The following is a 16,051-nucleotide window of genomic DNA, read 5'->3' as shown; positions in this document are numbered from 1 at the left end:
AATAAATATACATGAAGAAGAAACTATCATTATTACTCTTAGGCCTAACGGCTGCCCTTTTTATAGGATGTGGCAACAAGGCTGAGAGCACAGGCAAACAAGTTAAAACTATTGATGATTTGGAAGGAGCTAGAATCGGTGTTCAGTTAGGAACAATCGGTGATATTTATGCTTCTGATTACGAAGGTGATAAGGCTGGCACAACAATCGATAGATATAACAAGATTACAGATGCTGTACAGGCTTTGAAGCAGGACAAGGTAGACTGCGTTATTGTTGACGAACAGCCAGCTATAGCTACTACTAAAGATGAGCCTTCTCTTGTAATCCTTGATGAGCCTTTTGCTCTTGAGGAATATGCAATTTGTATCGCAAAGGATAATGAGGAGCTTCTCGATTCTGTAAATGGTGCTCTTGCAGAACTTAAGGAAGAGGGCGTTATTGAACAGATTATTGAAAACTATATTGGTGATGAAACAAAGGGAACATGCCCTTATGTAACACCAGAGGGAACTGAGTATCCTAATGGGACACTAGTTGTTGCTACAAACGTGGCTTTCCCTCCTTATGAATACTATGAGGATGCTACTCCTGTTGGTATTGATATGGAAATCATCAAAGCAATTGGTGATAAGCTGGGCATGGATGTTCAGATTGAGGATATTGAGTTTGATAGTATTATCAATGCTGTAGATTCTCACAAGGCGGATGTGGGTATCGCAGGTATGACTATGACAGAGGAGAGACTTAAATCTATTAACTTCTCTGATCCTTACACTACATCTAAGCAGGTTATCATTTCACGAGATCCTGAAAAATCAGGTGAGGGCATTGGTTTTGTAGAAAACTTTAAGCGCTGCTTCATTACCGATGGTCGTTACAAGTATATGCTCAAGGGTCTTGTTAATACTCTTATTATTGCTCTTTGTGCCGTACTTGCTGGTATGTTTATCGGTTTTATTGTTGCAATTATTCGTGTTACACATGATAAGACAGGTTCGCTTACAGTTCTTAATTCGATTTGTAAAGTGTATCTTACAATTATCCGTGGAACACCAATGATGATTCAACTTTTGATTATTTACTATGTAGTATTTAAGGCGGTTGTAGTACCAAAGGTTATTGTTTCTATTATCGCATTTGCGATAAACTCAGGCGCCTATGTAGCTGAAATCATGCGTGGCGGTATTATGTCGGTTGATGGAGGACAGATGGAGGCTGGACGAAGCCTTGGTCTTTCATATAAGCAGACAATGGTATCTATTGTTCTTCCACAGGCTATAAAGACAGTGCTTCCTTCACTATTAAATGAGTTTATCTCATTGATTAAGGAGACATCTATCTGTGGTTACATCGGTCTTATAGATCTTACTCGAGGCGGTGATATCATCAGAAGTATTACATACGAGGCATTTATGCCACTTATTGCTGTAGCATTTATTTATCTTGCAATTGTTCAGCTTCTCACTATAGGTGTAGGCAAGCTTGAGAAGAATCTTAGAAAGAGCGAGAAATAATTAGAAAGAGGATAGAATAATGGGTAACGAAATTTTGATAAAAGTTGAGAATCTTTCTAAGTCATTTGGTGACAACGAGGTTCTTTCAAATGTAAATATGCAAATTGAAAAAGGCGAGGTTATCGCTATTATCGGACCTTCTGGTTGTGGTAAGTCTACATTTATTCGTACACTTAACCAGCTTGAGGAGGCAACTAGCGGAGCTATATATGTTGATGGCGAGGATATAACAGCAAAGGGAGTTGATATAAACGATGTTCGCCGTCGTGTGGGAATGGTTTTCCAGCATTTTAATTTATTCCCACATTTAACTATCAAAAAGAATTTAACACTTGCTCCTGTTAAGCTTGGAATCATGAGCGAGTCTGAGGCTGATGCAAAAGCTGTTGAGCTTCTAGAGAGAGTTGGTCTTTCTGACAAGGCGGATGCATATCCAGATAGCCTTTCAGGCGGACAAAAGCAGCGTATAGCAATTGCACGTACACTTGCTATGAATCCAGAGGTTATTCTTTTTGATGAGCCTACTAGTGCTCTAGACCCAGAGATGGTTGGCGAGGTACTTTCACTTATGAAGGAACTTGCTGATGACGGTATGACAATGGTGGTTGTCACACACGAGATGGGATTTGCAAAAGAAGTTGCTGACAGAGTTATGTTCTTCGATGAGAAGGGAATTAAAGAAGAGGGAACACCTGCTGAAATCTTTAATTTTCCACAGAGCCAGCGCTTGAAAGATTTCCTCTCAAAAGTATTGTAATAATATGACTTAAACTAACCCTCTAAGGTTGCATTAGAGGGTTTCGTTTTTTTTATAAATGATTATAATAAGTATTGTTACAATTTATTAGGAGATGATTTATAATGGAATCAACATTGAGAAGGACATGGGCCGAGATAAAATTGGACTCCATTGCCTATAACTATAAGAAGATTCGTGAAAAAATAGGACCAGATGTGAAGTTCCTTGGAGTTGTTAAGGCGGATGCCTACGGTCATGGTAGCATTCAGGTGAGCAAGCTGCTTCAGGATCTTGGAGCTGATTATTTGGCTGTAAGCTCAGCGGACGAGGCTCTTGAGCTTAGAGTTAACGGAATAGATATGCCTATCCTTATTCTGGGACACACTCCTAAGGAGCAGGTGGGCCGTTTGATTGAATATCACATTACACAGGCTATCACTTGTAAGGCCAAGGCGGACGAATATAGCGAAGAGGCAGTCAGATGTGGCGGAAAGTTAAAGGTACACATTAAGGTGGATACCGGCATGTCTCGCCTGGGATATTTATGTGATGATGGTTATTTTGATACTGGCGTAGAGGGCATTGTAGAGGCTTGCAATATGCCGGGACTTGATGCAGAGGGTATATTTACTCATTTCGCAGAGGCAGATGAGTTTGGTGATGAGAACGATGCCTATACTAAGCATCAATTTGAATTATTTACTAGCGTGATTTCTTCGGTAGAGGAAAAGCTTGGTCGTAAATTTGCCATTAGACATTGTGCAAATACTGGAGCGGTAGCTAGATTTGAGAACACTTATCTGGATATGGTTCGCCCAGGACTTTTACTTTATGGCTATGGCGAGTTTGCTAGACAGATGGGACTCAAGCCAGCCATGACTATGAAGACAACTGTCAGCACTATCAAGATTTATCCAGAGGGCACAGCCATAAGCTACGGTGGTGTGTACGTTACAGATAAGACTACTAGAATAGGCGTATTACCATACGGCTATGCAGACGGTTTCTTACGTAGCCTTTCCAACAAATGCAGTCTATACACAAAAGAAGGTCCAGCAAAGCTTCGTGGAAAGATTTGTATGGATATGTGCATGATAGATATTACAGATATGCCTTCAGTTGATGTAGGCAGTGAGGTAGAGATTTTTGGCGAGAAGAACTCGATAGATGAGCTTGCAAGCATTGCCGGCACGATACCTTACGAATTAACTTGCGCAGTTAGTAAGCGCGTTCCACGTGTTTACTATCGAGACGGACAGATTATTGAAAAAGAATTAATGTTGCGTATGTGATGTTTATTTTTTTAGAACGAGGAGTATATGAATTCATCATTTATCAACGAGGTCATAGCTGCTATAGAGAGCCGCGAGATTAAGGCCTATTATCAGCCACAGTACGACGCTAATACAGGGCGACTTGTGAGTGCAGAGGCTTTAGTTCGTTGGGAAAAAGCTAATGGGGAAATTGTGAGCCCGGATAGTTTTATTCCTGAGCTTGAAAAGACAGAAGCTATCAACCTTTTGGATTGGTTCATGGCAGAGGAAGTTTGTAGGACTATACATGAACTTGGTGAAGCAGCAGTACCTATCGCTGTTAATTTTTCTAGATGGCATATAAGGGAACGAGATTTTAGCCGCAAGCTCAATTCTTTACTTTCTACCTATGGCATTCAGCCTAGGATGTTTGAGGTGGAGATTACTGAGTCAGCCATGGCTGCAGTAGAGTTTAGCATAATTCAAGAGTGGGCCTACAATGTGGCAGACATAGGTGTTAGCATTGCGATTGATGATTTTGGAGCAGGTTTTACATCATTACAGTTTGTTAAGGATTTACCTGTTAATTTCCTGAAGATTGACAAGGCTTTTCTTGCAGACAACTGTCAGGATGACAGAGGTCGAGGCACACTTGAGACAGTTTTCTTCTTTGCTAACAAGCTTAACTTGAGCACTATTGCCGAGGGAGTTGAGACAATCGAGCAGTTAAAATTCATGCAGAATATGGATTGCGACAGAGTGCAGGGGTATCTTTTTTCTAAGCCCCTTAAAAAAGAAGATTTTCTTGTAATAGCACTTATGGATAATCAGCCAACTGTAGACGACGATAATTTCCTTAAGAAACAGGGGACATTCAGTACTCATAGTTTGCTTTTGAAGGCAATTAGAGATGAGTATGACATGATTATCTTTGGAAATCTTTATAAGAATAGCTATTATCTTATGCATCAGAGAGATGGTGTGAAATTTAAAGCTGCTACAGCTGGTGTTATTGATGATATGTCAGAAGCTACAATAGCTATGAGCGCTGATTATGATAGCGGCAAGAAATACAGAGATACTTTATCCCGCCCTGCCTTAATTAAAGCATTTAACGAAGGCAAGACGAGAGTAGAGTGTGAGGTTAACATTAAAACTGAACATGGTGTTCATGAATTCATAACAGTAGTTCATTTAATGAAACATCCTTATAGAGATGATATTTTAATGATCGGTATGTCTAGAACTGTAAAGAATCCTGTAGACACCAATCCAGCTTGATACAAAGGTAAATACGTCAAAGGCAAATACAAGCCAGTTGCGTAAATTAAAATCATATAGACCAAAGCAAAGAGTACTTCCGATGCAGCCAAGCTTGATCACGAGGTCTTTTTTTGAGCTGAGAGTGACGGTCAGAGCAGTGGCTGCTAAAAATGGAAGCCAATCTACCCATGTGTTTTGAGTAGTAAAGTATGTGAATACACCCTGGAATCCAATGAAAAAGATTTTCAGTGGTGTATTTAAATTCCATTTTAAACAAATAAGATTTCTTATGAGGCTAACTATGTTGCTGACAACAGCTGCCATACCGCCTAAAAATGCATAAGAAATGGTAAACAATATAAGTTGAACATTCTGAGCTAATAGCACAGTTCTTTTGTGGCGAATATATCCGATTACAACCATAAGGATACATGCCAACACAGAAAAAATTCTTCCAATTAAAATATAATTCATATTTAATACTCCTAAAATTAATTGCAGAACATTATATTAAGCCATATTCTTCCTCTTTTAAAGTTTAAAAATGAATACAGTGTGATTTACCCCTTTAAATCACTAAAGAATTGGGGTACAATGTTTGAATAATTATATTGGCAACAGGAGGAATTATGGGTAAGGTATTTCGATTTCACAAAGATGTAGATACAGATCAAATTATCGCTTCTCAGTATCTACTATTCCCAACAATAGATGAAATGAAGGTTCATACTTTTGAGTCTCTAAACTCAGATTTTGCATCACAGGTGAAGCCGGGAGATTTTGTTGTAGCTGATGAGAATTTTGGCTGCGGTTCATCTCGTGAGCAGGCGCCTAGCGTGCTAAAGGCACTTGGGGTCAAGGCTGTTATCGCAAAATCATTTGCTCGTATTTTCTATAGAAATTCTATAAATATTGGCATGCCTGTTATAGTCAGCAAGGAGCTCTATGATGTGGTAAAGGACGGAGATGAGATGGAGCTTGATTTACAGGAAGGCGTGATTACTGTTGATGGCAAGACATACTCATGTACCAAACTTCCAGCGAAGATGCAGGAAATCTTAGACCAGGGCGGTCTAATCGCTTCGTTAAATCAATAATCTTATTACTGTTAGATTATTATTTTTTGAAATTATTTATATGAGCTTTGTAGCTATCAAGCTCTGAGTGTTACTGGAAGTCACATGTTAGTGACTGTAAGTGATACTCAGGCTTGAGAGCGTAACAAAGCGGACTACAAGGAGATAATAAATTATGGGAATGACTATGGCTGAAAAGATTATTGCTGCTGCCGCAGGCAAGGAATCCTGCAAAGCTGGCGATATTGAGACAGTTACTTTAGATAGATTGATGAGTAATGATGGTACAACACATCTTACTATTGATATGTACAATAATTTAAAAAATCCACACATTGCAGACGTGGATAAGCTGGTTTGGATTATCGACCACAATATTCCTGCAGATAGCCCAAAGACAGCTGCATCTCATAAAAAGATGCGTGATTTCGCTAGAGAGCATGGGATTACATTTTATGAGGGTGAGGGTGTTTGCCATCAGGTTATGATGGAGAATCATGTACGTCCAGGTGAGCTTATTTTTGGTGCAGATTCACATACATGCGCTTACGGTGCCCTTGGTGCCTTTGGAACAGGTGTAGGATGTACAGATTACTTATATGCTATGGTTACAGGTACTTCTTGGCTTTTAGTTCCTGAGACAATCCGTTTTAATCTCCATGGAAAGCTTAAAAAGGGTGTATATGCAAGAGATTTAATCCTTAGTATTATAGGCAAGATTTCTGCAAATGGTGCCAACTACAAGGCTATGGAGTTTGCCGGAGATGGTCTTAAGGATTTGTCTATTGCTGATAGAATTGCTATTTGTAATCTCTGTGTAGAGGCAGGTGCCAAGACAGCATTAATGGAAGTAGATGAGGTGGCCCTTGATTATCTTAAGGAGCATGGTAGAGAGCCTAAGGCACTGTTTAAATCAGACGAGGATGCTGTATTTTCACAGGTAATTGATATTAATTTAGATGAGATTGAGCCAATCGTTGCTAAGCCTCATTTTGTAGACAATATTGTTCCTGTTAAGGAATGTGAGGGAACTAAAATTGATGAGGCATTCCTTGGTAGCTGTAACAATGGTCGAATCGAAGATTTACGTGTAGGAGCTGCAGTTATTAAGGGCAAAAAGGTAGCTCCAAAGGTTCGTTTCTTAGTTGTTCCTGCCAGCCGCAGCGTATACAAGCAGGCCCTTAAAGAGGGACTTCTTGATATATTTATGGAAGCAGGTGCTATGGTTATGAATCCTAACTGTTCTGTATGTTGGGGCGCATGCCAGGGCGTTATCGGTGAGGGCGAGACACTTATCTCAACTGGTACTAGAAACTTTAAGGGACGTGCGGGCCACAAGGATTCATTCGTATACTTGGCGAGTGCAGCTACAGTAACGGCATCAGCTATTGCTGGCTATATCACATCTGCGGAGGTGTAAAATGAGCAAGATTTGGAAATTAGACAATGATATAGATACAGATATTATTTTGCCTACAGAATATTTGGCTTTTGAGACAGTAGAGCAGATGAAACCATATGCTTTTTCTCCACTTAGACCAGAGTTGGCGGGCAAGATTCAGCCGGGAGATATGATTGTAGCTGGCAACAATTTTGGCTGCGGTTCATCTCGTGAGCAGGCCCCAGAGGTGGTTAAGGCTCTTGGAATTTCATGCATAGTTGCAAAGTCATTTGCCAGAATTTTCTTTAGAAACGCAATTAACAATGGATTGCTTCTTATTGAGCAGCCTGATTTATATGATGAGGTAAGCGAAGGAGACGAGGCAGAAGTTATCCCTGGTAAGGAAATAAAGGTAAATGGTAAATCATACCCAATTGCCAGCTTACCAGAGAATCTTACTGAGATTCTTGAAGCAGGTGGCCTTGTAAAGGCAATGAGAAAGCGCAACGGATTAGATTAATTTTGGAGAGTACAATGGGACACACACTTATTGAAAAGATAATCGGAAACAAGGTTGGCCATGAGGTTAAGCCTGGTGATATAGTTACTGTAGATGTTGATTGGTGCATGATTGATGACATCATGGTTCCTTTTGCAGTGCAGAAATTCGAAGAAATGGGATTTGATAAGGTCGCAAATCCAGATAGTGTTGTTTTGATTTATGATCACTTCCTTCCTGCAACACAGGTGGATGACAGTAGACACTTTAGAGCTGGCGATGAATTTGCTGACAAATATGGAATTAAGAGAGTTCATCGTACAGATGGTATTTGCCATCAGCTTATGACTGAGGCAGGCTATGTAAAGCCTGGTGATATCGCGTTTGGTACAGATAGCCACACTGTAACTTATGGATGTGTAGGTGCTTTTTCTACTGGTATAGGTTATACAGAGATGGCTGGTATTTTAGGTACAGGTCAGCTTTGGATAAAGGTACCAGAGACAATTCGAGTAGAAATCGATGGAACACTTCCTGGAAATGTTACATCAAAAGATGTAATCCTTAGAATTATTGGGGACTTAACTGCTTCAGGAGCTACATATCAGGCACTTGAGTTTGGCGGCTCCACAGTAGATGCTATGAGTGTCGCTAGTCGTATGACCATGTCTAATATGTCTGTTGAGGCTGGTGCTAAATGCGGCGTATTTGTTCCAGATGAGAAGACATGCGATTACTGCAGGATTCCTTATGATGATTCAGTGAAAGCGCTTCAGCCAGACGGAGATGCTACATATACAAAAGTTATGAGATATAGAGCTGAAGATTTTGTTCCTGTATGCGCTTGTCCATCTCTTGTTGATAATATTAAGCCAGTTTCTGAAATTAAGGGTACAAAGGTAAATCAGGTATTCCTTGGTTCTTGTACTAATGGAAGATTAGAAGATTTGAGAACTGCTGCAGCCTACATGAAGGGCAAGCATGTAGCTCCATTTGTAAAGATGATTGTTACACCTGCTAGCCGCAAAATATACCGCGAGGCTCTTGCAGATGGCACTCTTGAGATTTTATCTGATGCAGGTGCTATTATAACAACACCTGGATGTGGACTTTGCTGTGGACGTGGTGGCGGAATCCTCTCTGATGATGAGGTAGTGGTAGCCACTAACAATCGTAATTTCCTTGGTCGAATGGGTACCAGCAAAGTACAGATTTACTTGGCTAGTCCAGCAACTGCCGCAGCAACTGCCGTGGCAGGCTACATTACCGAAGCATAAAATAAGCCTAAGTTACATTCCATAATACTATTATGCTCCCGCAGGCATACATTTTGGGTGTAACTTAGGCTCTTTTATTACGTAATGGACCACTGACCCCGTCCCCTAGGGTCATTATTGTACGTGCTTGTCGATATAGTTGCTCTTGTATTTGCTGTAGACGATTTTTTGTGCGCGGTAGAGTCCTGAATATCCGGATACCCAATAGCTGAAGGATACGCCAAGTAGGAAATATGGCATTGGTTCATATCCAAAGAGCTCGAAGCAAATCAGAAGGCTGGCTACAGGACAATTGGTTACGCCACAGAAAAGGGCGCCCATTCCAACTGCAGCAAGCAATGCTGGGGATAGGCCAAGGATTGGTCCCATTGCTGCGCCTAATGTGGCGCCTATGAAAAGAGTAGGAACGATTTCACCACCTTTGTATCCACAGGATAATGTGAGGGTGGTGAATATTATTTTAAGGACGAATACTTCGAGTCCAATAGTAGCACCAGTGAAGCAAGACTCAATGATGGCTGAACCTGTACTGTTGTAAGTTTGTGAGCCGACTATAAGTGTGAGTAGTAATACGGATGTACCACCAACTAATCCTTTAATGTATGGATTTTTAAGCTTGTTAGATAAGAAACTCTCGTATTTGTGCATAAAGAGGCAAAATACGATGGATACAAATCCGCATATTATAGCAAATAGGCATATTATAATGGCGTTTTTAATTCCGAATTTAGGAATAGCTCCAATTGGGTATTGCTCTGCGTGTAGTCCCAAATATGAGGCGATAGCTCTGGCTACTAGTGATGAGATTACACAAGGAACTAATGCTGCATAATGCATGATTCCAACCGAGATAACCTCCATTGAAAAAATGGCGGCAGCCATAGGGGTACCAAAAAGTGCAGAGAATGCGGCACTCATACCACACATTATCATTGTTTTCTTGTCTGTTGAGTTAAGCTTGAAAGCACGTCCGATGCCATTTCCAATGGCACCACCCATTTGAAGGGCAGCACCCTCTCGACCGGCAGAACCACCTACAAGATGAGTGATTAGAGTGGATATATAAATCAATGGGGCAAGTCTAAGTGGAAGTACCTCGTCAGACTGGATGGCTGCGATGACTGTGTTTGTTCCACTGTCCTTGACCTTGAGAATCTTTTTATATATGAAAGTGATTATGATTGCACCCACTGGCAATAGATAGATAAGCCATGGGTAAGTCTCACGAGTCTTTATTATATATCTCATAGAAAGGCCGAAAGAACCGGCGAATAATCCAACAATTATTCCTACTAAAATAGCTCCTATAGTCCAATTGACAACCGAAAGAGCACGAGTTCCGTTGTGTTGTACCTTGTGAGCGTAGTATTGTTTCTTTTCTTGAGTGATCATTTTCTTTAGCACCTTTCATTTATTTTCGCTATTATGCTATCATTTAAATATGAAATGTAAAAGAAAAAATGAGGATAATTATGAAAAATATTTTTATTGTAAATAAAGCATCTCGTACTGGAAGGGCTGCAGATGTTTGGGATGAGCTGGAGGCTTATCTTAAGTCTGAGAATATTGAGTATGAGGCTCATTTTACTGCAGGGGCCAATGACGCTACTGAATTTGCAAAGGCAGCTACTAGCTCCGGCCAGAAGGTGGCTTTGTTTGTTATGGGCGGTGATGGCACTTTAAATGAGGCTTTGAATGGAATAGTGGACTTTGAAAATACCTTGTATACACCACTGCCTTCTGGTTCTGCCAATGATTTTGTTAGTGGAATAGGCCTTGAAGGGGATGCCCTTGAAATATTAAAAAGGGCATTAGCTACAGAAGAGTACAAAATTTTTGATATGGGAAAGGTCATTTATGATGGTGGCCAGCGTCTATTTGGCGTGAGCTCTGGAATTGGAGTGGATGCCTATGTATGCTTGCAGGCCCTCACTAGTAAGCTTAAAAAATTCCTTAATAAATTTGGCCTTGGTTCTGCTACTTATGGACTACTTACAGTTGGAGATATCTTTACAATGCCATTTTCTGATGCTCACATTACTCGATGGTTTAAAGATGAGGTGGAGGAGAAGGATGTAAATGGAACGATTTTTGCTGCGGCTATGAATTGTAGGGCAGAAGGAGGCGGTATTCCTATGGCGCCAAATGCTAAACCGGATTCTGGATATCTTACAGCTTTTTATGCCCATGATATTAGTAGATTAAAATGCCTTACACTTTTGCCTGTTTTAGTGGCAGGTAAGCATGAGGGCAAGGGTGGATTTGATTTATTAAATTTTGATAAAATTCGAATTCAAATGAAAGATAAGATGTGTGTTCACGTGGATGGGGAACATGTTGGATTTTTTGAGGATATTACCTTTGAATGTATACCACATGCCCTTAAGATTAGAGGCTGATGTGAATACAAAATATTAAAAAAGTATAAAAAATTTCACAATTGAAACATTGTTATTAATGCCACACAAGGATATAATAAAAACTGAGGTGTGAGAATTTAGTTTCTCAAAAGTATAAATAATTAAATAAGGAGGACACATTATGTTGTTCCAAATTACAAATCTTTGGCAGATCCTTGGCTGGTGCCTTGTATTTGCGGGATTAATTCTTATGAACGAGCTTGGTCGTCGTACTAAGGTCGGTGGTATGATTATCTTTGTAATCATTCCAGCTATTCTTACTCTTTACTTTATCCTTGCTCATGTTGGCATGTTTGGTGGCAGCGCTAATCCAACTGTTGCTTACATGGATGGATGGTTCCACTACTTCAAACTTTACGCAGCTGATATTGGATGCGTAGGTTTCATGATGATTAAGTACAAGTGGGGCATTGGTAAGGAAAAATGGTTTGCTTGGTGGCCATGGTTCATCGTTGCAGCCAATATCATGATTGCTAATGTTTCTGACATGGAGTCTGCTCTTGCAGCTTACTCAATCACAGGCGACTTCTCAGGTGCTTGGTGGTGCTCTAATGAGGGTGTATTCATCTATGGTGGATGGTGGAACGTTGTTAACGCTATCGCTGGTATGATTAACATCTTCTGTATGACAGGTTGCGTACATCTTTATACATCAAAGGACAAGAACCAGTCAGATATGCTTTGGCCAGATATGACAATCTGGTTCATCATTGCATATGATGTATGGAATTTCGAGTACACATACCTTAACCTTCCAACACATACATGGTACTGTGGTGTTGCACTTCTTCTTGCTCCTACATTTGCTAATGCACTTTGGAACAAGGGTGCTTGGATTCAGAACCGTGCAAATACACTTGCTATTTGGTGCATGTGGGCACAGGTAGTACCTCTTTTCCAGTTAAAGGGAACATTTGCAGCTGTTCTTCCTCGTGTATACGGTGGAGCAACAGAGGCTGGTATCACAACTATGGATCTCTATGAGAAGGCTATCGCTCTTTACAATGCTGGTCAGGGTAAGACAGCAGCTGCAGGCGATGCAATTGCAGCAATGGGTATCACAGCTGATCCTACAATGCAGGGCTTCGTTGCTATGGCAGCTCTTGCAGCTAACGTAATTTGTATTTCAGTAATTATCAGAAATGCAATCAGAATCGGTGGCAATCCATACTCTAACGAAGTATTCGTTGGAACAAGAGATTACGAAGAGGCACTTGCACGTGCAGCTAAATAGTCTATATTAGATTTTTATTGCTCAGGCAGTTTAACTGCCTGGGCTTTTTTGTTAAACTAGAACTATACAATATATAGTATGGGGATAGAATAATGATCAAAGTATATTACATAATGCATAGCTGCTTCATGGTGGAGCTGGATGATAGATACTTGCTTTTTGATTATTTTGATAAGAGTGTAGTAAGTGATGTGGTGGAGTTCTCTGGATGCTTGCCAGAGCTTGATCCAAATAAATATCTGTATGTATTCGCCAGCCACAGTCACAAGGACCACTGGTGTCTGGAGAATCTCAGGTGGGCTGATTCAAGAGATAATATTAAGTACATTTTGTCAAAGGATATTCGTCTTGGAAGAAATTATCTTATTCGAAATGGATTTGATTTATCTATAAAGAACAAAATTCAATTCGTTGGCTCTATGAAGACCTATAAGGTAGATGATATGGTAATTGAGACATTGCGTTCTACTGATGCAGGTGTGGCTTTTATTGTGCAGGTTAATGGACTTAATATTTACCATGCAGGAGATTTGAACTGGTGGAATGCAGAGGGCAAAGGCGAGCTTTATGGCGAGGTTTACGGAAGAGAGTACAAGAGAATGCTTAAGCCTATTATGAATCGTCATTTTGATTTAGGTTTTGTGGTAATGGATGCCAGAATGGGTGAGGATGGATATTTCCTTGGCATGGAATTTTTCGTTAAGAATATCGAATGTGACCACATTTTCCCAATGCATATGTGGGGTCAATATCAGTGGATTGAGAGATTTAAAAAGCGTCCTGGCATTGCCAATTTAAGAGATAGAATTATAGATATTGATAGAGAAAATGTTATTTTTGAAATAGAGGACTAAAATGGTTTTTAGCAAAAGCCTTTCGGCAGAAGAGTTTAACCCAGAGGTTATTATGAATTCTGGACAGGTTTTCAGAATGAAAAGAGAGACACCTGGGGCCCATGGCATGCCTGATACTTACAGCGCATGTTCTGGTGATAATGACGTATATTTTTATTTAAATAAAGATAATGACACTTGGGACTTTGTATGCGAAGATGCCCAGTGGGATTTCTGGCAGAGATATTTTGACTTTGAGACAGATTATGTTTCATTTAACGATAGTGTAAGGGCAAGCAGTGACAAGTTCCTGAAAGAGTCTCTAATGGACTCATTTGGCATGAGGATTTTGAGACAGGATTTGTGGGAAGTATTCATTTCTTACATTATTTCTCAAAACAATAATATTCCTAAGATTAAAAAGTCTATTCAGGTGCTTTGTGATAGATATTCGGATGGTATTCATTTTCCAAAGCAAGAGGTGCTGGCCTTTATACCAGAGGCTGAATTGATGGATGGTACAGCCCTTGGATACAGAGCTGATTATATTATTGGAGTTTCAAAAGGTGTACTAGATGGTTCCATTGATTTAGAGAAAATATCATCTCTTCCATATGACGAGGCTTACAATGCACTGATTAAGATAAAGGGAATTGGCCCCAAGGTGGCCAACTGTATCATGCTTTATGGCTTTCATTTTATGGAGAGTTATCCTATTGATACATGGATGAAAAAGATTATAACTGAGGACTATAGTTCATACTCTAAGGATGAGTATTTGAATTATATAAACGAAAGCTATAGTGGCTTTCAGGGGTATATTCAGCAGCTTCAATTCTATCATAAGAGAAAGAAGAAATAGGTATGATTAATTTTTTTAAGTCATTTGTAAATGCTTTTTCAGCTCATTCCTTTATTCCTCTTCCTTACTATGAGGATGAGGGGGATAAATACAAGGCGGCATTTGTGCCTTTAATTGGAGTGATTATTTACCATTTGCTTTATTGGTGGTCCATGCTTAGCTGGTACCGTTTTTATAATGACGTAGTAGAAGCCCTTGGTATGATTCTCATTGTGATAATTGTTACAGGGGGCAGACAGGCTCTTGGTTTTATTTCTTATGTGGATAGCATTCCTACCTACAAATATAGATTTAGAAGTTGGAGCGAGAGTAGAGATAGAGGGGTCCTTAGATTTCTTTTGGTGATAATCGTCTGGACCATCGCTATGGCTAATACCTACGATTATATTTTCCCACTTGTATGGTTTGGATTTATTGCTTCGAGAATTACAGTGGGGCTTCTTTCATCAATCTTTAATGAGAATTCTAACCAATCAAAGGTTACTATTGGGATTCTTGTGGTTGAATTTATTTACCTTGTTTACTACGTGTGTGATGAATATGAGACCCTTGCGATTTGTCCAATTATAGCAACAGTGATATTATTTTTATTGTTCATGAATAATTTCAGGAGAAGTACAGCAGAGAATCTTGATTTATTAGAGGATGATTATGTTGTTTCATTTGAGACGGCTTGGATTATGTCGGTAGCTATAATAAGTCTTATTAGGTCTATTGGATAAGGGAGCGTTTGAGAATAATGTTTAGATATCATATGATAGCACTTCTTTTGGCCACAATATTAGAAGTGTTTATTGGAAGGATTTATAGCATATGGAGTCCATTTGATTCGGTGAAAAAATGGATTAAGCATCTAGATAGAGCTCTACTGGGGGATGAATTGATTCTCCTAGAGCCTGCCAAGCAAAAGAGTTTTGGTATGTGGCTGGTTGTTTTGGTGCTTACACCGGTTTTTGTGCTTATTGTATTTTTTACTGTGCTAGCCTATGATATTTCTCCAATTATCGGAGTTATATTTGAGATAATTTGCAGCTACTTATGTTTAGATGCAAATTACAATTATTACACTTCAAGAGAGATAGTTTCTGCTTATTATGGAGATGGAATAGAAGAGGCTAGAAAAGAAGCTTCTACATTTTCAGGGGTGGATGCAAGCGATATGGATGAGAAGGAACTGTCAGAGCTTGTGACAACAAAAGTTGCAAACGAGGCGGCGGATTCATCTGTTTCCCCACTTTTTGTTATGTTCTTGTTTGGTCCTGTAGGAGGATTTTTGTATAGGACTATTGATTTGATGGATTCTATTGTGGGACATCACGACAAGAGATACGAGTATTTTGGATATTATCCAGCTAGGTTAAATCAGATAGTGGATTATATTCCTGGCAGATTTTCTGGAATGGTTGCTCTGTTTTGCGCACGTCATACATTTGGCGGATTTAATGGAAGAAATGCCAGATACATACATCTTAGAGATAAGTATAAGGCGATATCAGCTTTTGCTGGTGCGTTAGAAGTTTCTTTGAAAAATGGGACTATTGGAGACGATGATAAGACTATTGAGCCAAAGGATATTAAAAAGGCCGCTTGTCTCCATAGAAATATGTTCATAACTTGCCAAATTATTTTCATTATTTTATTAGTATTTTTCTGAAATACTGGTGGAATTTGGTTGGGCTTTGGATTATAATTTAAGC

The 16,051-nt window shown here is 39.6% G+C and carries 16 protein-coding genes; 14 read left to right on the top strand and 2 right to left on the bottom strand.

Translation table 11 applies throughout. The annotated features are described in order from the left end of the window. Window positions 1–11 precede the first annotated feature (11 nt). The 4 genes from F0Q01_RS05720 to F0Q01_RS05705 all read left to right on the top strand — a co-directional run bounded on the left by F0Q01_RS05720 (window position 12) and on the right by F0Q01_RS05705 (window position 4,790). Entirely contained in the window at window positions 12–1,517 is a 1,506-nt protein-coding gene (locus tag F0Q01_RS05720; protein ID WP_090487131.1) for an ABC transporter substrate-binding protein/permease, read from the top strand. Between the two features lie 19 nt (window positions 1,518–1,536). Next, entirely contained in the window at window positions 1,537–2,274 is a 738-nt protein-coding gene (locus tag F0Q01_RS05715; RefSeq protein ID WP_163927162.1) for an amino acid ABC transporter ATP-binding protein, read from the top strand. A gap of 104 nt (window positions 2,275–2,378) precedes the next feature. Next, window positions 2,379–3,548 carry an alanine racemase gene (alr, locus tag F0Q01_RS05710; RefSeq protein WP_090149198.1) on the top strand — a complete coding sequence of 390 codons (1,170 nt, stop codon included), beginning with the start codon at window positions 2,379–2,381 and terminating at the stop codon, window positions 3,546–3,548. 27 nt (window positions 3,549–3,575) lie between these two features. After that, on the top strand, window positions 3,576–4,790 hold the full coding sequence (locus F0Q01_RS05705; protein WP_090487128.1) for an EAL domain-containing protein: 1,215 nt from the start codon (window positions 3,576–3,578) through the stop codon (window positions 4,788–4,790). Here F0Q01_RS05705 and F0Q01_RS05700 read toward each other — a convergent pair. Further along, window positions 4,734–5,246 carry a YgjV family protein gene (locus tag F0Q01_RS05700; protein WP_090487126.1) on the bottom strand — a complete coding sequence of 171 codons (513 nt, stop codon included), beginning with the start codon at window positions 5,244–5,246 and terminating at the stop codon, window positions 4,734–4,736. The genes F0Q01_RS05705 and F0Q01_RS05700 overlap by 57 nt on opposite strands. 155 nt (window positions 5,247–5,401) lie before the next feature. Between F0Q01_RS05700 and leuD the strand changes: the two genes are divergently transcribed. The 4 genes from leuD to F0Q01_RS05680 all read left to right on the top strand — a co-directional run bounded on the left by leuD (window position 5,402) and on the right by F0Q01_RS05680 (window position 9,005). Next, a complete protein-coding gene (gene leuD, locus F0Q01_RS05695; RefSeq protein WP_090149208.1) occupies window positions 5,402–5,869 on the top strand; it encodes a 3-isopropylmalate dehydratase small subunit in 468 nt (155 codons plus the stop codon). Between the two features lie 154 nt (window positions 5,870–6,023). Further along, window positions 6,024–7,268, top strand: a complete 1,245-nt coding sequence (locus tag F0Q01_RS05690) for a 3-isopropylmalate dehydratase large subunit (RefSeq protein WP_090487123.1) — start codon at window positions 6,024–6,026, stop codon at window positions 7,266–7,268. Between the two features lies 1 nt (window position 7,269). Continuing rightward, window positions 7,270–7,749 (top strand): 3-isopropylmalate dehydratase, encoded by a 480-nt coding sequence (locus F0Q01_RS05685; RefSeq protein ID WP_090149213.1) that lies wholly within the window; start codon window positions 7,270–7,272, stop codon window positions 7,747–7,749. Between the two features lie 14 nt (window positions 7,750–7,763). Continuing rightward, window positions 7,764–9,005 carry a homoaconitate hydratase family protein gene (locus tag F0Q01_RS05680; protein ID WP_090487121.1) on the top strand — a complete coding sequence of 414 codons (1,242 nt, stop codon included), beginning with the start codon at window positions 7,764–7,766 and terminating at the stop codon, window positions 9,003–9,005. A gap of 114 nt (window positions 9,006–9,119) precedes the next feature. Here the strand turns inward: F0Q01_RS05680 and F0Q01_RS05675 are convergent, their stop codons facing one another. Then, entirely contained in the window at window positions 9,120–10,397 is a 1,278-nt protein-coding gene (locus F0Q01_RS05675; RefSeq protein ID WP_090487118.1) for a chloride channel protein, read from the bottom strand. An 80-nt stretch (window positions 10,398–10,477) separates the two neighbouring features. Here F0Q01_RS05675 and F0Q01_RS05670 point away from each other — a divergent pair, with 80 nt between their 5' ends. From F0Q01_RS05670 to F0Q01_RS05645, 6 genes are all read left to right on the top strand, one after another. Further along, the gene (locus tag F0Q01_RS05670; RefSeq protein WP_163927160.1) at window positions 10,478–11,404 is read left to right on the top strand and encodes a diacylglycerol/lipid kinase family protein; all 927 of its coding nucleotides are present in this window, start codon (window positions 10,478–10,480) and stop codon (window positions 11,402–11,404) included. Window positions 11,405–11,546: 142 nt separating this feature from the next. Then, entirely contained in the window at window positions 11,547–12,659 is a 1,113-nt protein-coding gene (locus F0Q01_RS05665; protein WP_090149224.1) for a DUF5692 family protein, read from the top strand. Window positions 12,660–12,751: 92 nt separating this feature from the next. After that, window positions 12,752–13,513 (top strand): MBL fold metallo-hydrolase, encoded by a 762-nt coding sequence (locus F0Q01_RS05660; RefSeq protein WP_090487110.1) that lies wholly within the window; start codon window positions 12,752–12,754, stop codon window positions 13,511–13,513. 1 nt (window position 13,514) lies between these two features. Then, window positions 13,515–14,354, top strand: coding sequence for a DNA-3-methyladenine glycosylase 2 (locus tag F0Q01_RS05655; RefSeq protein WP_090487107.1), 840 nt, complete (start codon window positions 13,515–13,517; stop codon window positions 14,352–14,354). Window positions 14,355–14,356: 2 nt separating this feature from the next. Next, window positions 14,357–15,076, top strand: coding sequence for an adenosylcobinamide-GDP ribazoletransferase (locus F0Q01_RS05650; protein WP_090149232.1), 720 nt, complete (start codon window positions 14,357–14,359; stop codon window positions 15,074–15,076). 17 nt (window positions 15,077–15,093) lie between these two features. Then, window positions 15,094–16,008 carry a cobalamin biosynthesis protein CobD/CbiB gene (locus F0Q01_RS05645; protein WP_090487104.1) on the top strand — a complete coding sequence of 305 codons (915 nt, stop codon included), beginning with the start codon at window positions 15,094–15,096 and terminating at the stop codon, window positions 16,006–16,008. Window positions 16,009–16,051: the final 43 nt, after the last annotated feature.

The sequence above is a fragment of the Pseudobutyrivibrio xylanivorans genome (genome assembly GCF_010906925.1).
Taxonomy (GTDB): domain Bacteria; phylum Bacillota; class Clostridia; order Lachnospirales; family Lachnospiraceae; genus Pseudobutyrivibrio.
The sequence above is the reverse complement of the archived record's forward strand: the minus strand, read 5'-3'. Positions and strand labels throughout refer to the sequence as shown.